Annotated in this window: 16 protein-coding genes and 1 pseudogene; 13 read left to right on the top strand and 4 right to left on the bottom strand. The window is 68.4% G+C overall.

The window, feature by feature from the left end; all coding sequences use genetic code 11:
• Positions 1–12: 12 nt before the first annotated feature.
• The 5 genes from CFB49_RS25195 to CFB49_RS25175 all read left to right on the top strand — a co-directional run bounded on the left by CFB49_RS25195 (position 13) and on the right by CFB49_RS25175 (position 5163).
• Positions 13–438, top strand: a complete 426-nt coding sequence (locus tag CFB49_RS25195; RefSeq protein ID WP_069617486.1) for a GNAT family N-acetyltransferase — start codon at positions 13–15, stop codon at positions 436–438.
• Positions 439–620: 182 nt separating this feature from the next.
• Positions 621–2288, top strand: coding sequence for an ankyrin repeat domain-containing protein (locus CFB49_RS25190; RefSeq protein WP_089492613.1), 1668 nt, complete (start codon positions 621–623; stop codon positions 2286–2288).
• Positions 2289–2429: 141 nt separating this feature from the next.
• Positions 2430–3290, top strand: coding sequence for an isocitrate lyase/PEP mutase family protein (locus CFB49_RS25185; protein ID WP_089492843.1), 861 nt, complete (start codon positions 2430–2432; stop codon positions 3288–3290).
• 344 nt (positions 3291–3634) lie between these two features.
• Positions 3635–3901 (top strand): YodC family protein, encoded by a 267-nt coding sequence (locus CFB49_RS25180; protein WP_050018134.1) that lies wholly within the window; start codon positions 3635–3637, stop codon positions 3899–3901.
• A 101-nt stretch (positions 3902–4002) separates the two neighbouring features.
• Positions 4003–5163, top strand: a complete 1161-nt coding sequence (locus CFB49_RS25175) for a cytochrome P450 (protein ID WP_089492612.1) — start codon at positions 4003–4005, stop codon at positions 5161–5163.
• Positions 5164–5177: 14 nt separating this feature from the next.
• Here the strand turns inward: CFB49_RS25175 and CFB49_RS25170 are convergent, their stop codons facing one another.
• Together CFB49_RS25170 and CFB49_RS25165 are read right to left on the bottom strand one after the other, a co-directional pair.
• Entirely contained in the window at positions 5178–5504 is a 327-nt protein-coding gene (locus CFB49_RS25170) for a superinfection immunity protein (protein ID WP_006480800.1), read from the bottom strand.
• A gap of 90 nt (positions 5505–5594) precedes the next feature.
• Positions 5595–6014 (bottom strand): rhodanese-like domain-containing protein, encoded by a 420-nt coding sequence (locus CFB49_RS25165; RefSeq protein ID WP_069617330.1) that lies wholly within the window; start codon positions 6012–6014, stop codon positions 5595–5597.
• A 114-nt stretch (positions 6015–6128) separates the two neighbouring features.
• Between CFB49_RS25165 and ftrA the strand changes: the two genes are divergently transcribed.
• The 6 genes from ftrA to CFB49_RS25135 all read left to right on the top strand — a co-directional run bounded on the left by ftrA (position 6129) and on the right by CFB49_RS25135 (position 12465).
• Positions 6129–7091 (top strand): transcriptional regulator FtrA, encoded by a 963-nt coding sequence (ftrA, locus tag CFB49_RS25160; protein ID WP_089492611.1) that lies wholly within the window; start codon positions 6129–6131, stop codon positions 7089–7091.
• 84 nt (positions 7092–7175) lie between these two features.
• The gene (locus CFB49_RS25155; protein WP_089492610.1) at positions 7176–8246 is read left to right on the top strand and encodes an NAD(P)H-dependent flavin oxidoreductase; all 1071 of its coding nucleotides are present in this window, start codon (positions 7176–7178) and stop codon (positions 8244–8246) included.
• A gap of 77 nt (positions 8247–8323) precedes the next feature.
• Positions 8324–9778, top strand: a complete 1455-nt coding sequence (locus tag CFB49_RS25150; protein ID WP_069617327.1) for a M20 family metallopeptidase — start codon at positions 8324–8326, stop codon at positions 9776–9778.
• A gap of 73 nt (positions 9779–9851) precedes the next feature.
• Positions 9852–10961 (top strand): malate/lactate/ureidoglycolate dehydrogenase, encoded by a 1110-nt coding sequence (locus tag CFB49_RS25145; protein WP_089492609.1) that lies wholly within the window; start codon positions 9852–9854, stop codon positions 10959–10961.
• Positions 10958–11581 (top strand): TfoX/Sxy family protein, encoded by a 624-nt coding sequence (locus CFB49_RS25140; RefSeq protein ID WP_089492842.1) that lies wholly within the window; start codon positions 10958–10960, stop codon positions 11579–11581. Before CFB49_RS25145 ends, CFB49_RS25140 begins: the two co-directional genes overlap by 4 nt.
• A gap of 305 nt (positions 11582–11886) precedes the next feature.
• Positions 11887–12465 (top strand): NnrU family protein, encoded by a 579-nt coding sequence (locus CFB49_RS25135; protein ID WP_089492608.1) that lies wholly within the window; start codon positions 11887–11889, stop codon positions 12463–12465.
• A 48-nt stretch (positions 12466–12513) separates the two neighbouring features.
• Here the strand turns inward: CFB49_RS25135 and CFB49_RS25130 are convergent, their stop codons facing one another.
• Entirely contained in the window at positions 12514–13251 is a 738-nt protein-coding gene (locus CFB49_RS25130) for a sulfite exporter TauE/SafE family protein (protein ID WP_069617323.1), read from the bottom strand.
• 776 nt (positions 13252–14027) lie between these two features.
• Between CFB49_RS25130 and CFB49_RS25125 the strand changes: the two genes are divergently transcribed.
• Both CFB49_RS25125 and CFB49_RS25120 read left to right on the top strand, forming a co-directional pair.
• Entirely contained in the window at positions 14028–14966 is a 939-nt protein-coding gene (locus CFB49_RS25125; RefSeq protein ID WP_069617321.1) for a LysR family transcriptional regulator, read from the top strand.
• Between the two features lie 309 nt (positions 14967–15275).
• Positions 15276–15473 (top strand): annotated as a pseudogene (locus tag CFB49_RS25120) (LuxR C-terminal-related transcriptional regulator); the annotation flags it as partial.
• Positions 15474–15513: 40 nt separating this feature from the next.
• On the opposite strand, the gene CFB49_RS25115 reads toward CFB49_RS25120, so the two are convergent.
• Positions 15514–15954, bottom strand: coding sequence for an acyl-CoA thioesterase (locus tag CFB49_RS25115; RefSeq protein ID WP_069617320.1), 441 nt, complete (start codon positions 15952–15954; stop codon positions 15514–15516).
• Positions 15955–16098 lie beyond the last annotated feature (144 nt).

Genomic DNA, 16098 nt, shown 5'->3' with positions numbered 1-16098 from the left:
CCGATGCAACCGATGACGTTGACCTACGCAGTGACCGACACGGCCGACGCGGACGTGCGCAAGCAGATCGTCGCGCCGCTCGTCCGCTTCAACGAAAGCCAGGCCGGCCCGGCCGATTTCCGGCCGCTGGCCGTGATCGCGACCGACGCGGCCGGCGCGGTGGTCGGCGGCCTGTGGGGCGGCACGGCGTTTGGCTGGCTGCATGTCGACCTGCTCGTGGTGCCCGAGACCGCGCGCGGCCAGGGCGCCGGCACGCGCATCATGGATCTGGCCGAACGAGAGGCCGTCGCGCGCGGCTGCCACAGCGCGTGGCTCGACACGTTCGACTTCCAGGCGCGGCCGTTCTACGAGAAGCGCGGCTATGTGCGTTTCGGCGAGCTGCCCGATTATCCGGTCGGGCACACGCGCATCTTCCTGACGAAGAAACTCGCGGGCTGAACAGCGCGGCGCGGCACGGTTGACGATGCCGGCGGCCGTCGCCTACGATACCAGGCAGCGATGCAGGTCGCTTCCGGGTCCGCGGAAAGGGTTCAACCCACCTGTCGTAGCCAATCCAGTCTTCCCCATCCTTCGTGCTGGCGGTATTGCGGACCTTCGGCCATCCATGCACGAGGATCCGCATGAAAAAGCTGCCTCCGAACGCCCATCCCGAACATCTGAAAAAGCAGGCGAAGGCATTGTTGCGCCTGTACCGGCAGGGCGACGCCGATGCCGTCGCGCGCTTCGTCCAGTCGCTACCCGCCGCCGCACATCGCACGCATGACGAAACGCTCGCGCTCGGGCTGCGCCTGCACGACGCGCAGTCCTGCATCGCACGCGAGTACGGCTTTGCTTCGTGGGCCGATCTCGGCGTGTTCGTCGAAACGCATGCACTCACGCGGCAACCGCGCTCGCGGCTGATCCGGCGCTGGCTCGATCTCGCCTACGGCGCCGACGTGACCGGCGGCTTCGACGCGGCCCGGCCGCGCGTCGCCGCGCAATTGCTGCTCGATCATCCCGATCTCGTGTCGGCGGATCCGACCGTCGCATGTGCGGCCGGCGATCTCGACGCGGTGAAGGCGGCGCTGGCCGCCGACCCCGGCTGGATCGCGCGCGCCGACGGTGCGCTGAAGTTGCCGCCGCTCGTCGCCGTCACGCATTCGCGGCTCGCGCAGCTTCCCGAATTCGCGGTTAGGCTGCGTGCGTGCGCGCGTCATCTGCTCGATGCGGGCGCCGATCCGAACCAGCGGATCGGCAACCGGTATCCGCCGGCCTCGCTTGCCGAGCCCGACGAGTCGAAACCGTTGTCGACGCTATATGGCGCCGCCGGCGTCAATCGCGATCCGGTGCTCACCGCGATGCTGCTGGAAGCCGGCGCCGATCCGAACGACGGCGAATCGCTGTATCACTCGGTGGAGAATCCGGCGTGCACGCGTCTGCTGCTCGAGCATGGCGCACGGGTGGGCGGGACGAATGCGTTGCGGCGCGCCCTCGACGTGCCGGACGCGGCCGCGCTCGAGTTGCTGCTCGCGCACGGTGGCGACCCGAACGAACCGGCCGGCGAAGGGCCGACGAAGCTGTGGGGGGCGCCGTTGCTGCGTGCGATCGCCGTGCGTTGCCCGGCACGCCATGTCGCGGCGCTGCTGGCGGCCGGCGCCGATCCCGGCGCGCGGACCGCGGCGGGCGTCGGCGCGTACCGGCTGGCTATGCAGACCGGGTTGTCCGACGTCGCGGCGTTGTTGCGCGCGGCCGGCGCGGACGAGGCGCTCGATGCGCACGACGCGTTCATCGCGGCCTGCGCGCGTGCCGATGCCGATGACGCGCGGCGCATCCAGGCGGAACACCCCGAACTCCCCGGCGCGCTGTCCGGCGACCGGCTGCGGCTGCTGCCGGATGCCGCCGCATGGGGCTCGCGCGATGCGGTGAAGGTGATGGTCGAGCTGGGCTGGCCGATCGCCGCGCGCGGCGGCGACTGGGACGCGAGCGCGCTGAATCACGCGGTGTTTCGCGGCGATGCCGAGCTGCTGGCGTTCCTGCTTGCACACGGCGCGAGCTGGCGCGACCTGCACGGGTTCGGCAGCGATGCGCTCGGTACGTTGTCGTGGGCGTCCGTCAACGAGCCGGCCGGCGTCGGCGATCCCGACTGGGAAGCATGCGCGCGCATGCTGCTCGCGTACGGCGTGCCGCCAGCGGTGCGCGATCCGTCGAATCCGGAAGGCGTGGTGATCGACGGTCGCGCGATGCGGTTCTCCGAGGCCGTCACCGACGTGTTGCTCGGCGTCGACGACGGGCAGCCCGCATCGACGTGACGCGACGCGGGCGACCGTGCGCGGGGGCCCGCATTCGGCACGGGCGAGTTTTCCCGTTGCGCGACGACATTTCGGCAAACGCTGAAACGTCGCGTGCACGACCGGCGTAAGCTCACCGTCAACACCTTCCCGGAGTTCGCGATGACCCGTTCCGACCAGCAAGCCCGCCACGCCGAAGCTTTCCGCGCGCTCCATACGCGCCCCGGCGCATTCATCATCCCGAACCCGTGGGACGCCGGCACCGCGCGCCTGCTCGCGATGGCCGGCTTCGAAGCGCTCGCCACGACGAGCGCCGGCTACGCGTTTTCGAAAGGGCGGCCCGACAACGCGATCGACCGCGACGCGATGCTCGATCACATCGCCGATCTCGTCGCCGCGGGCGGCTTGCCCGTCAGCGCCGATCTCGAGAACGGCTTCGGCGACGCGCCCGACACGGTGGCCGAAACGATCCGGCTGGCGGCCGAGGCGGGCGCGGTCGGCGGCTCGATCGAGGATGCGACCGGCCGCGCCGATACGCCGATCTATGCGCGCGACGCGTCGGTCGAACGCATCGCGGCGGCCGTCGACGCGGCGCGCGCGTTGCCGTTTCCGTTCACGCTGACCGCGCGTTGCGAAAACTACCTGCACGGCCGCCGCGACCTCGACGACACGATCGCGCGGCTCGTCGCCTATCGCGACGCGGGCGCCGACGTGCTGTATGCGCCCGGCATCACCGACGCCGACGAGATCGCGGCGTTGACCCGGGCGGTCGGCGCGCCCGTCAATGTCGTCATGGGTCTGCAGGGCGGGTTGCTGAGCGTCGACGAGCTGGCCGCGCTCGGCGTGAAGCGCGTCAGCGTCGGCGGCGCGCTGGCGCGGGCCGCGCTGGGCGCATTCCTGCGCGCGGCGACGGAGATGAGGCGCGACGGCACGTTCACGTTTGCCCGGGCAGCCGTGCCGGGGCGCGATATCAACCGCTGGTTCGCGGCGCCGGATAATTCGCCGATTTTGTCCGGCGAATGAGCCCCAATAAAATCCGGAATCGTTTCCAATCAAGCATTGATTGACAATAATCAATCGGTTTCGCGTCCGCATTAATCGTCGATGCTGATGCGAAAATCGTCGTTTATTCTCCGCATTCCGCCCGATCAGCCGCCGCCGGCGCGCAAACGACGCCAGATCCGAGGCCCGACGGGCCCTCATACGCGACGATGCCGCCCATTGTTGCAGGTTCCCGTTCAGAACGTTTCAGTCCACGGGAGTTGCCGGATGATTTTTTGATTGATAATCTGCGTCACGTTCGAATGGCCGGCGAGTGGGCTGCCGGGAATATCAATATATTCAATATATAAAAAGCTGAGAGAGCGATGACGATCCGAGAAAATCACCGCGTCAGGTTTCGCGTGGGCGATGTCGTGACGCTGAAAACGGGCGGGCCGCGCATGACCGTCACCTATGCCGGGCCGGTCGTGTTCGACGACGGCGACTGGCTGATCTGCCAGTGGTTCGACGAAAACGGCGAGTTCCGGCAGGAAATGTTTCATCACGACACGGTGGCGCCCGAGCCGCGCGCGATTTCGGCCGGGCGGGTCCGGCTGCGCATGCAGTCGCACCGCTACCGGTCGGCGGCCTGACGCCGGCCGGCCGCCGCGATGCCGCGACGCGCGGCGGCCGTGCGACGACATTTCACGCCATACCGAAACATGCGGCGGCGCGCTGCGCCGATACTGAACGCATGAACCCGACCGATCCCATTGCCGCGGTCACGCACCGCGATCCCTATCCCTATTACGCCGCGCTCGTCGACGGGCCGCCGCTTGCGTTCGACGCCACGCTCGGCCTGTGGGTCGCGAGCCGCGCGGCGGCCGTGACGGCCGTGCTCGGCCATCCGGCCTGCCGCGTGCGCCCGCTCGACGCGCCGGTGCCGCCCGCGCTGCGCGGCACGACGGCCGGTGCGCTGTTCGGCGAATTGGTGCGCATGAACGATGGCGCGTCGCGACACGAGCTGCCGAAGCAGGTGTTGCGCACGGCGTTCGCTCCGATCGACACGGACGCGCTGCGCGCTCGCGCCGACGCGCTTGCCGCGCGGCGATTGCCGACGCCGGGCGATGCCGATGCGCTGAACGCGTGGTGCATGACGGTGCCGGTGTGCGCGGTTGCCGACCTGCTCGGCTTCGACGACACGCAACTCGACGACATCGCCGCGCGGGTCGTCGAGTTCGTCGCCGCGCTGTCGCCGCTGTCGGATGCCGCGGCGCTGGCGCGCGCGAGCGACGCGGCGCGGCACCTGCTCGACCGGATGACGGAACGCGTCGCGCAGTCGCACGCGCACGACGGCACGCTGGTCGCCGCCGTGCAGCAGGCGGCCCGCGTGTCGGGCTGGCACGCGAGCGGCGCGCTGGTCGCGAATCTCGTCGGGTTGCTGTCGCAGACGTGCGAGGCGACGGCCGCCTGGCTCGGCAATGCAATCGTGGCATGGAACGGCGAAGCAGGCGCGGTGCCGGACGCGGCCGCGCTCGACGCATTCGTCGCCGAAGTCGGGCGTTTCGATGCGCCGGTGCAGAACACGCGCCGCTTCGTCGCGGCGCGCACGTCGATCGAAGGCGTGAGCGTCGAGGCCGGCGATGCGATCCTCGTCGTGCTCGCGGCGGCGAACCGCGATGCGGCCGTGCACCGCGATCCGCACCGGCTGATGCCGGGGCGCACGGCCGGGCCGAATTTCGGCTTCGGCACGGGGCCGCACGGGTGTCCGGGCGAGCGGATCGCACGGGCGGTGACGGCGGGGGCGTTCGCGGCGCGATTGCGCGCGGGCGGCTGGCCGCCGCGCGGCGCACTGAGGTGGGATTACCGCGCGTCGACCAATGTCAGGATGCCGAAGTTCGACGCGAGTCGGTGAAGCGGAAAGGGGGCTTAACGGCAGCCTTGTTTTTCCGCCCATTGCTCCTGGGCGGCGACGCGGCGCTGCACGCGTTCGACGAGGCCGGTCGAGAAGGTCCGCATGCTGACGCCGCGGCGCTTCGCGAGGATCGTCTGCGCGACGTCGGTGCGCGGGTTCGGCTGGCACGCCCAGTACAGCGTCATCAGCCACCCGATGCCCGTCCACGCGAACAGCGCGTTGAACATCGCGATCGTCAGTTTGTCGTGCCGGCCGCGCCGGTCGGCAATGACGGCCGGCAGGAAATAGAGCGCGATCGCCGCGACTGAACCGGCCACTTGAATCAGGACTGCATCATGCATGGTGCTGCTCCGTCCGAACTGCAATGAGGCTGATTGTCGCGCTTTTTCCGTTCGTGTGCAGGCAATTGATTGTTGCGCTTTTGGTGACGATCAGGCGGCTTCGGCGTCGGCTGGCTGCGCGTCCTTGCTCAGCGCGAAACCTTCGTCGAGCCAGCCCGTCACACCGCCGATCATCAGCTTGACCGGCCGGCCGAGGCGCGCGAGCCGGATCGCCGCGCGCGCGGCGCCGTTGCAGTGCGGCCCCGCGCAGTAGACGACGAACAGCGTATCGGCCGGGTAACCGGCGAGCTTGCTTTCGATGATCTTGCGGCGCGGCAGGTTGCGCGCGCCGGGCACGTGGCCGGCGGCGAACAGGTCGGGGCCGCGCACGTCCAGCAGCACGAAATCGGGCGTGCCGGACGCGAGTGCGTCGTGCACGTCCCAGCAATCGGTCTCGAAGCGCAGCGATGCCTCGAAGTGCGCGAGCGCGGCGGGGCTGTCGGCGGCGGGGACGTCGGTGACATAGGACATGGTCGGGCTCTCCTGGTCGAGCGGGCACGGAACGCGCCGCAATGAAGGACAGTATCGCGGTTCGGGCCGTTTCGCGGCAGTGGCGCGATCGACAAGTTCCGGTAACATTGCGCCATGCACAATCATCTCGTCGTCGCGCTCGCCTACGATCGTCTCTGCACGTTCGAATTCGGCTGCGTGGTCGAACTGTTCGCGCTCGAGCGCCCCGAACTCGGCGTCGGCTGGTATCGCTTCGCGGTATGCGCGAGCGAACCGGGGCCCGTGCGCGCGGCGGGCGGCATTACCGTTGCCGCGCCTTACCGGCTTGCGACACTCGATCGCGCGGACACCATCGTGATTCCCGGCTGGCGCGATCCGGACGAACTGCCGCCCGAGCCGTTGCTGAAGAAGCTGCGGGCGGCCCACCGGCGCGGCGCGCGGCTCTGCTCGATCTGTTCGGGCGTGTTCGTGCTGGCGGCGGCCGGCGTGCTCGACGGTCTCACCGTGACGACGCACTGGCGGTATGCGGAACGCCTGCAGGCGCGTTATCCGGCGCTGAGCGTGAATCCCGACGCGCTGTACGTCGACGAAGGACAGATCGTCACGTCGGCCGGCTCGGCGGCGGGGCTCGACATGCTGCTGCATCTCGTGCGCCGCGATCATGGCGGTGCGATCGCGAATCGCGTCGCGCAGCGCCTCGTGCTGCCGCCGCATCGCGACGGCGGGCAGGCGCAGTTCGTGCCGCGTCCGGTCGCGCCGGGCGGCACCGACCGGCTCGCGAAGCTGATCGACTGGATGCGCGCGCATGCGGCCGAGCCGCACACGCTCGCGTCGCTCGCCGCGCAGGCCGCGATGAGCACGCGCACGCTGCAGCGTCAGTTCGCGGATGCGACCGGGATGTCACCGCTCGCATGGCTGATCCGCGAACGCGTGAACGTCGCGAAGGACATGCTCGAAGCGCACCCCGCGTTGCCGCTTGCGCAGGTCGCGGCGCGTGCCGGATTCGGGTCCGAGGAATCGCTGCGCCGGCATTTCCGGCGCGTCGCGGCGACGAGCCCGGCCGCGTACCGGCGCGGGATGGATCGCGGCGGCACGTAGCAGGCGCCGGGCCGGATCGCACGTGCGCGACGAAGAAAAGCACCCCCGACGTGGCGCGGCCACTCATTCAAAAAAGGGATTCCGATGACGATGCTGCCTTCCCGTTTGCCGTTGATCCAGGCCCCGATGGTCGGCTCGCTGAGCCCGCTCGCGATTGCCGTGTGCGAAGCCGGCGGCCTCGGTTCGCTCGCGTGCGCGGCGCTCGGCCCGCAGCAGTTGCGCGACGAGATCGCGGCGATCCGCGCGCGCACGGCCGCGCCGTTCAACGTGAATTTCTTCTGCCATGCGCCGCCCGCGCCCGATGCCGAGGTCGACGCCCGCTGGCGCGCGGCGCTCGGCGGCTACTACGCGGAAGCCGGGCTCGACCCGGCCGACGTGAAAGGCGGCCCCGGCCGCGCGCCGTTCGACGATGCGATGTGCGCGGTCGTCGAGGAACTGCGGCCGGCCGTCGTGAGCTTCCATTTCGGGCTGCCGGACGACGCGCTGCTCGACCGCGTGCGTCGCACGGGGGCACAGGTGGTGTCGTCCGCGACGACCGTCGAGGAGGCGCGCTGGCTCGATGCGCGCGGCGTCGACGCGATCGTCGCGCAGGGGGCGGAGGCCGGCGGCCATCGCGGGATGTTCCTGACCGACGATATCCACGCGCAACCGGGCCTGTTCGCGTTGCTGCCGCAGATCGTCGATGCCGTCCGCGCGCCGGTGATCGCGGCCGGTGCGATCGCCGACGGGCGCGGCATCGCGGCCGCGTTCGCGCTCGGCGCGAGCGCGGTGCAGATCGGCACCGGCTACCTGCTGACGCCGCAGGCCGGCCGCTCGGCGCAACATCGAGCGGCCGTGCGCGCCGCCCGCGACGACGGTACGCGCATCACCAATCTGTACACGGGCCGCCCCGCACGCGGGCTGCTGACGCGCTTCATGCGCGAACAGGGGCCGATGAGTGCGCTCGCGCCCGCGTTTCCGCTCGCGACGGCCGCGGTCGATCCGCTGCGCGGTGCGTTCGAGCGGCAGGGCCGCGACGATTTCTCGCTGCTGTGGTCGGGCGAGGCCGCGGCGCTCGCGCGCGAAGAAGATGCCGGCGAACTGACGCGGCGCCTGTGGCGCGACGCGCTCGCCTGCGCGGCCGGGCTGCGCGACGCGTTTCCGAAGGCTGGCTGAACGGTCGGGAGGGGCGCCGGCGGGGGAGCATCGGCGTATGATCTGGATTTTCGTCAGCCCGATCCAGGCACCCCACCATGACTTCCGTCGACACTACCCCCGTCCTCGACCATGACAAGCTCGTCACCTTCATCGAGCGCAAGTGGAACGATGAAATCCTCCATGCGCTGACCGACTACATCGCGATTCCCGCGAAGAGTCCCGCATTCGACCCCGACTGGGCGAAGCGCGGTTATCTCGAACGCGTCGTCGGCGATGCCGCGCAGTGGGCCGAACGGCAGCCCGTGAAGGGCCTGAAGCTCGAAATCGTGCGTTTGCCGGGCCGCACGCCGGTGATCTTCTTCGAGTCGCCGGCCACGCGTTCGGGCAGCACCGACACGATCCTGCTGTACGGCCACCTCGACAAGCAGCCCGAATTCGACGGCTGGCGCGCGGATCTCGGCCCGTGGACGCCGAAGTTCGAGAACGGCAAGCTGTACGGCCGCGGCGGCGCGGACGACGGCTATGCGATCTACGCGAGCCTCGCGGCGCTCGGCGCGCTCGACGAGCAGGGCGTCGAGCGGCCGCGTTGCGTCGGCCTGATCGAGACCTGCGAAGAGTCGGGCAGCTACGACCTGCTGCCGTACGTCGACGCATTGCGCGACCGGCTCGGCCAGGTATCGCTCGTCGTGTGCCTCGATTCGGGCGCCGGCAACTACGACCAGATGTGGCTCACCACGTCGCTGCGCGGCCTCGTGTCCGGCGACCTGCAGGTCGAGGTGCTCGAAGAAGGCATCCACTCGGGCGTCTACGGCGGCATCGCGCCGTCGAGCTTTCGCGTGATGCGCCAGTTGTTCGAACGCCTCGAAGACGCGAAGAACGGCAATCTGCTGCCGGGCGTGTTCCATTGCGAGATTCCGTCGAGCCGCGTGCGCGAAGCCGAAGCGGCCGCCGCGATTCTCGGCGACACGGTGTGGAAGGGGCTGCCCTGGGCGTGCGGCCAGGACGGCAAGCCCGTGCTGCCGACCACGACCGATCCGCGCGAGGCGCTGCTGAATTCGACGTGGCGTCCGTCGCTGTCGGTGACGGGCGCGGCCGGCATGCCGGCGCTCGCCGATGCGGGCAACGTGCTGCGTCCGCGCACCGCGTTCAAGCTGTCGCTGCGGCTGCCGCCGCTCGTCGACGCCGTGCAGGCCGTGCAGCAGCTGAAGGAACTGCTCGAACTCGATCCGCCGTACAACGCGAAAGTCACGTTCAAGCCCGACGCGGGCGCCGCGACGGGCTGGAGCGCGCCGGATCTCGCGCCGTGGCTCGCGTCGTCGCTCGACGCCGCGTCGCGCCGCCACTTCGGCGCCGACTGCGCGTACATGGGGCTCGGCGGCACGATCCCGCTGATGAACGTGCTGCAGGAAGGCTTTCCCGCCGCGCAATTCATGGTGTGCGGCGTGCTCGGGCCGAAGTCGAACGCACACGGCCCGAACGAGTTCCTGCACGTGCCGTATGCGAAGAAGCTCACGGCGGCGGTGGCCGACGTGATCGCGACCGCGCGCTGAGCGTCGCAGCGTTCGACGTACCGATTCGACGTACCGATTGCCCGACCCGAACCGACTGGATGGAGTGTTGCCGATGACCGCACTGCCGACGCCCGACACCGAACCGCTGCGCATGCGCGCCGAACCGCTGCATGCATTCGTCGCGGCACTCTGGGAGCGGGCCGGCAGCAATCCGCGCGAGGCGACGCTCGTCGCCGATCATCTGGTCGGCGCGAATCTCGCGGGCCACGATTCGCACGGGATCGGGATGATCCCGAATTACGTCGCATCGTGGCGGGAAGGGCAGTTGCAGCTGAACGCGCACGCGTCGATCGTCCGCGACGGCGGCGCGGTGCTGACGATCGACGGCGGGCGCGGCTTCGGCCAGGTGATCGCGTTCGAGGCGATGGTCGAAGGGATCGAGCGGGCGCGGCGCATGGGCATCTGCGCGATCGGGCTGCGCGACGTCCATCACCTCGGCCGCATCGGGCACTGGGCCGAGCAGTGCGCGCGCTCGGGGCTCGTGTCGTTCCATTTCGTCAACGTGCCGGGCGACCTGCTGGTCGCGCCGCTGCACGGCGCCGATCCACGTTTCGGCACGAACCCGTTCTGCGCCGCGTATCCGCGTGCGGGCAAGCCGCCGCTGCTGCTCGATTTCGCGACGAGCGCGATCGCGTACGGCAAGACGCGGGTCGCGTACAACCAGCGCAAGCGCGTGCCGGCCGGGTCGCTGATCGACCATCGCGGCGAGCCGACCGACGATCCGGCCGTGATGCACGAGCAGCCGTTCGGCGCGCTGCTGCCGTTCGGGCTGCACAAGGGATATGCGCTCGCGGCGATGTGCGAGATCTTCGGCGGCGCACTCGTGGGCGGGCATACGACGTACGGCGATACGCTGCAGAAGACGAGCGCGATCGTCAACGGGATGCTGTCGGTGCTGATCGATCCGAAAGCGTTCGACGCGGCCGATGCCGAACGCGAAGCCGATGCGTTCGTCGCGTGGGCGAAGGCGTCGCCGCAGGCCGGCGATACACCGGTGCAGATGCCCGGCGAACCTGAAGAAGCGAGCCGCGCCGCACGCGGCACGACCGGCATTCCGGTCGACCGCGCGACGTGGCGGCAGATTCGCGAGAGCGCGGCGGCCGTCGGCATCGACGCGGCCGCGCTCGATGCATGGACGCAGCGCTGCGAGGTGCCCGCATGAGCTGGCAGGCGGAGAAGGCGCACGGCGAGGAAATCGCGTACCAGCTTGCGCCGCTCGGTACGGTCGCCGTTGCGCGGTTCTTCAGCGGGGCGGCGTTGCGGCTCGATGGCGTGATGTTCGGCTTCATGTCGCGCGGGTCGCTGTTCCTGCGTGTGGACGACGTGAACCGGCCGGCGTTCGTCGCGGCGGGGATGGGGCCGTTCTCGTACGCGCGGCCCACGCGCACCGTCTCGCTCGAGGGCTATTACGAGACGCCGGCCGACGTGCTCGAGGATGCGGGCGCGCTGTTCGACTGGTGCCGCAGCGCGTATCGCGCCGCGCTGCTGGCCGGGCCGCCGAAGCGCAAGGCGAAGGTGGTGTCGGAGACGGTGTCCGGGGTGGGGCCGAAGGCCGCGTCGAAACGTGCAGCGAAACCGGCAGCGAAGCCTGCAGCGAAATCGGTAACGAAACCGGCAGCGAAGCCTGCGACGAAACCGGCAACGAAATCCGCGTCGGCACGGAAAACGAAGCCGGCGGCGAACGCAGCATCGAAACGCGCGTCCGCGCAGAAAGCGAAACCGGCATCGCAATCGTCGACCGCGCTGGCACCGAAACCCGCGACGAAGCGCAAGCAGGCGTAGTTCCCGATCACGAGAAGCGACAGCGTCGCGGTTTTCGCCTTCCTTACTTTTTCAGGCGTGCCCGTCGCGGCCGACCAGCACGCTGCGCGACCAATGTGCCCGCACGATCCGGTGCGCGAATGCATCGAGCTTGACGCACCGCACGTCCCGCATGCTTCACAACGGCGGCCCCGGCGTTTATGATCGGCGCGGGTTGCGCCCATGCCTCGCGCGACCCACGCCGGCCCCGCCGCCGGCCCCGCGAACGGCGCGCCGGACGCCGCGTGGAACGCTTCCCCACTCATCATTCCAGACGGAGACAGCCGATGCTCGTCCTGATTCTCGGTTTAGCGATCTTCCTCGGTGTGCATTCGATCCGGATCGTCGCCGACGGCTGGCGGTCCGCGATGATCGAGCGGATCGGCGAGAAGGGCTGGAAGGGCGGTTACGCGATCGCGTCGATCGTCGGCTTCGTGCTGATCGTCTGGGGGTACGGGCTCGCCCGCGCGGGCGCGACGCTGCTGTGGGTGTCGCCGGTCGGCGTGCGCCACCTGACGGGCATGCTGACCGCGGTCGCGTTCGTGCTGATCGCCGCATCGTACGTGCCGCGCAACCGGATCAAGACGCTCGTCGGGCATCCGATGCTGGCCGGCGTGATGGTCTGGGCGGTTGCGCACCTGCTCGTGAACGGCACCGTGCACGCGGTCGTGCTGTTCGGCGCGTTCTTCGTGTGGTCGATCGTCGATTTTGTCGTGTCGCGTGCGCGGGATCGCCGCGACGGCGTCCGCTATCCGGCCGGCGCGCTGGCCGGCGACGTCGCGGCCGTTGCGGCCGGGCTCGTCGCGTGGGCCGTGTTCGCGCGGTTCCTGCACGGCCCGCTGATCGGCGTGCGGCCGTTCGGCTGAACGCGCGCGCCGGGCCGGACCGGCTGCCGCGGCAAAGGCGCGCGTGCATCAGATCGGCTTGACGAACAACCCGACGGTCAGCAGCGCGCCGATGCAGACGATCGCGATGCGCAGCACGCGTTCGTTCACGCGATGCAGCGCCCACGCGCCGAGCAGGCCGCCGACGATTGCGCCGGCGCCGAGCGCGATCGCCGCGCGCCAGTGCAGTTGGGGCGACGTCACGAACAGCACGACGGCCGATGCGTTCATCACGCCCGCGAGCGCATTCTTCGTCGACATCGCGTGACGCGGCGGCAGGCCGGCCATCGTCAGCGCGGCCATCATCAGGAACCCGATGCCGCCGCCGAAGTAGCCGCCGTAGACCGCGATCAGGAACTGCGAGACCCCGGCCGCGACGGGGCCGAGATGTTGTGCGCCTGCGCGCGGTTTGCGAAAGAAACTGCCCCACGCGAACACGACCGTCGCGAACAGCACGAGCCACGGCACCAGGTGCGAGAAGATCGACGACGGCGTTTTCAGCAGCAGCAGGCCGCCGAGCGCACCGCCGGCCACGCTGATCGCGAACAGTGCGCGAAACGGCAGCCTGCCCACGCCGCTCACCATGTTCCGGCTCGCCCAGCCGGTCGTGACCTGACCGGGGAACAGTGCGACCGTCGACGTGATGTTGGCCGCGAGCGGCGACATGCCCGACACGATCAGCGCGGGCAGCGTGATGAACGAACCGCCGCCCGCGAGGGCGTTCTGCAGGCCGGCCCAGAGGCCGGCGAGGATGATGAGAGCGAGCATCGGTGCGGGAACGGGAACGGGTTGGGCGTGCTTGCCGGATGCGGGCAGGCGCGGCGGACGCACGATGGTAATGCAGGATCGCGGGCGCGGGAAGAAACGACGCGGCGGGATAATCAAAACATCACCCGCCCCGGTGAAATGCCGATCGAGTCGCAAAAGGGGCATGCCGGACAATCCGGAGCATTTTCTCGGATCGCGGGAAAATCTGCGCGAATCGACCCGCCGACCTTGTTTTCGTGAAACGCATGCGAACCGAGGCGGAATATCGGTGTGAAAGTCAATAGAAGCGTCTAAATGTTCTGATATTCGATCGCGATGTGCGGGAATGTGCGGTGCTTCGCGCGGAAGCCGCGCCGGCCGGGCATGCGGCGTCCGGTGACGCCCGCACGGGCTTTGCCGCCGCGGACCCTTGCTTCACCGGCCGGCTGGCGTGCGCGATGCGCGGATCGACACAGTCGAAAACGGTTTTGTTTTATTGTTCATTCGCGTGCATCGTTTCATTTAAACCCGATACGCATCGCGTCAGGTTGCGATTTATTGCAGCGCGGTGCACAATCGTTCACAAGTGCAATAAATCCGTAGCGGATTTTCTCAGCGGCACGAATACTCCCCGCCATTCGCTGCCCGCCATTTCGGCGGACGCACGATCGTGCGTCGGGCTCGGCGGCGCGACTGCCGATTTCCGGTCTATCGCGAATCACGGAGCACATGCGCCCGAGGCACGATGCCGTCGGCCCATCGGCCGGCCGGTCCCGACAGTACAGCAAGAGCGCAACATGGCGACTTCCATCGACCTCAATCTTCTCGTCGTTCTGGACGCATTGCTGTCCGAGAACAGCGTCGTGGGCGCGGCCAACGCGCTCGGCCTCAGTCCGTCCGCCCTCAGCCGCTCGCTCGCACGCTTGCGGGTGATGACGGGCGACCCGTTGCTGGTGCGGGCCGGGCGCGATCTCGTCCCGACTCCGCGCGCGCTCGAGTTGCGCGACAGGGTGCATGCGCTCGTCGTGGAGGCGCATTCGGTCATGTGTCCGTGCGAACGGGTCGACATGAGCACGCTCAAGCGCACGTTCTCGATTCGCGCGAACGAGGCATTCGTCGAGACCTTCGCGCCGGCGCTGCTCGAACACGCGTCGCGCGCCGCGCCCGACGTGCGGCTGCGCTTCGCGCCGAAACCCAACAAGCATGTCGACGCGCTGCGCAACGGCGACATCGATCTCGAGGTCGGCGTGATCGGCCAGGCCGGCCCGGAGCTGCGCGTGCAGGCGCTGTTTCGCGACCGCTTCATCGGCGTGGTCCGCGCCGATCATCCGCTGGCGACCGGCGAAATCACGCCGCAACGCTTCGCATCGTTTCCGCAAGTGAGCGTGTCGCGCCGCGGGCAGTTCAACGGCCCGATCGATACGCTGCTCGATTCGCTCGGCATCGCGCGCTCGGTGACCACCGTCGTGTCGAGCTTTCCGACCGCGCTGTCGCTCGCGCGCAGTTCGGACTTCGTCGCGAGCGTGCCGGAGCGGCAGACCGAACGGTCCCGCGTCGGCATGTACAGCTTCACGCTGCCGTTGCCGATCGCGGACCTGACCGTCTCGCAGATCTGGCACCCGCGTTTCGATCGCGACCCCGCGCATCGCTGGCTGCGCGATTGCGTGCGCGGTATCTGCGCGCCGCGCGTGGCCGAGGCGATCGCACCCGCTTGTCATGCGGTCGCTTCGATGTGACGCGTCATGCAACTCTGGTGGCGTGCGTCAACGTCATTGATACATTGCGTCTCGTGCATCTTCCGCAGCGTAAATCGATTCGGTATGCTCGAATCCATTGTGACAACGCCGGAGATAATGCGTGGGACGATCGTTGCATGTGAATTCGCCGAATATTCGTGACGCCTTTAAAGAATAAATATCCAATCCGAGGGGTATGTGAATTGAGGTGAACGGTGGAAATAACGAATCTGAAACATTGGCGTCTTATTCTGGATGGAGAAACGAATGATTCAGTGTGCGGCGAATATAGCGGCTCCCGTGGATGTCGCGCTGAGCATGCGCGAATGCGAGGTGTTGCGATGGGCGGCGGAAGGGAAGACCGCCTATGAGATCGGCATCATTCTCGGCCTGACCGAGCGGACGATCAACTTCCATATTTCGAGATCGATCGTCAAGCTCAACGCGTCCAACAAGACCAATGCGGTCGTGAAAGCCGTGTTGATGGGCCTGATCGTGTTTGCTTGAACGGTACCGGGGCGTCCGTCGCGGACCCCCGGTTGCGGCATCAGATCGCGCCCTGGAACGACAGCACGCGCGTTCTGAACTCTTCCGGCACCGGCACCGTGGTCTTGCTGCCGTAGTCGAACATCACATGCGTGGAAACGGCCCGCGCGACCACGGCCGGATCGTCGGCCGAATCCTCGGTGCCCGCCTGCCCGTCGCGCACCATCAGGTATTCCAGTTCGAAGCTCTTCGAGCCGAAGCGCGTGACGCTGCTGCGGACCGTGATCGTATCGCCGTACTGCGCGGGCTTCAGATATTCGCACGAGGTCTTGACCATGATGTGCGGCAGCTTTTCCGAATAGGGCAGCTCGAGCAGATCGTGCATGTAGGTCAGGTACGCGTGCTGCAGATAGTCGTAATAGACGGGGCTGCTCACATGGCCCATCGCGTCCGTTTCCCGATACTTCACGTCGATTCGGGTTTCAAAATATTTTCTTGTCATTACGAGGCTCCTTGGCAGAACGGCTGGTGAGAACGTTTTTGGCAGGAGTTAAGTTAGACGTGAACCGCATATCGGAATACTGTCGGAAATCACAGATATCCACTATGTGAAATGCTTCTGAGATAAATGACAGTATCACCGGGG

This window comes from Burkholderia sp. AU17457 (genome assembly GCF_002223255.1).
Lineage (GTDB): Bacteria > Pseudomonadota > Gammaproteobacteria > Burkholderiales > Burkholderiaceae > Burkholderia > Burkholderia sola.
This window is presented reverse-complemented; position numbering and strand designations above follow the sequence as displayed.

What these genes read in the sequence shown, in the direction of transcription:
- CFB49_RS25195 (WP_069617486.1), top strand. Translation starts at nt 13, where the DNA reads ATGACGTTGACCTACGCAGTGACCGACACGGCCGACGCGGACGTGCGC.
- CFB49_RS25190 (WP_089492613.1), top strand. Translation starts at nt 621, where the DNA reads ATGAAAAAGCTGCCTCCGAACGCCCATCCCGAACATCTGAAAAAGCAG.
- CFB49_RS25185 (WP_089492843.1), top strand. Translation starts at nt 2,430, where the DNA reads ATGACCCGTTCCGACCAGCAAGCCCGCCACGCCGAAGCTTTCCGCGCG.
- CFB49_RS25180 (WP_050018134.1), top strand. Translation starts at nt 3,635, where the DNA reads ATGACGATCCGAGAAAATCACCGCGTCAGGTTTCGCGTGGGCGATGTC.
- CFB49_RS25175 (WP_089492612.1), top strand. Translation starts at nt 4,003, where the DNA reads ATGAACCCGACCGATCCCATTGCCGCGGTCACGCACCGCGATCCCTAT.
- CFB49_RS25170 (WP_006480800.1), bottom strand. Translation starts at nt 5,504, where the DNA reads ATGCATGATGCAGTCCTGATTCAAGTGGCCGGTTCAGTCGCGGCGATC.
- CFB49_RS25165 (WP_069617330.1), bottom strand. Translation starts at nt 6,014, where the DNA reads ATGTCCTATGTCACCGACGTCCCCGCCGCCGACAGCCCCGCCGCGCTC.
- ftrA (WP_089492611.1), top strand. Translation starts at nt 6,129, where the DNA reads ATGCACAATCATCTCGTCGTCGCGCTCGCCTACGATCGTCTCTGCACG.
- CFB49_RS25155 (WP_089492610.1), top strand. Translation starts at nt 7,176, where the DNA reads ATGACGATGCTGCCTTCCCGTTTGCCGTTGATCCAGGCCCCGATGGTC.
- CFB49_RS25150 (WP_069617327.1), top strand. Translation starts at nt 8,324, where the DNA reads ATGACTTCCGTCGACACTACCCCCGTCCTCGACCATGACAAGCTCGTC.
- CFB49_RS25145 (WP_089492609.1), top strand. Translation starts at nt 9,852, where the DNA reads ATGACCGCACTGCCGACGCCCGACACCGAACCGCTGCGCATGCGCGCC.
- CFB49_RS25140 (WP_089492842.1), top strand. Translation starts at nt 10,958, where the DNA reads ATGAGCTGGCAGGCGGAGAAGGCGCACGGCGAGGAAATCGCGTACCAG.
- CFB49_RS25135 (WP_089492608.1), top strand. Translation starts at nt 11,887, where the DNA reads ATGCTCGTCCTGATTCTCGGTTTAGCGATCTTCCTCGGTGTGCATTCG.
- CFB49_RS25130 (WP_069617323.1), bottom strand. Translation starts at nt 13,251, where the DNA reads ATGCTCGCTCTCATCATCCTCGCCGGCCTCTGGGCCGGCCTGCAGAAC.
- CFB49_RS25125 (WP_069617321.1), top strand. Translation starts at nt 14,028, where the DNA reads ATGGCGACTTCCATCGACCTCAATCTTCTCGTCGTTCTGGACGCATTG.
- CFB49_RS25115 (WP_069617320.1), bottom strand. Translation starts at nt 15,954, where the DNA reads ATGACAAGAAAATATTTTGAAACCCGAATCGACGTGAAGTATCGGGAA.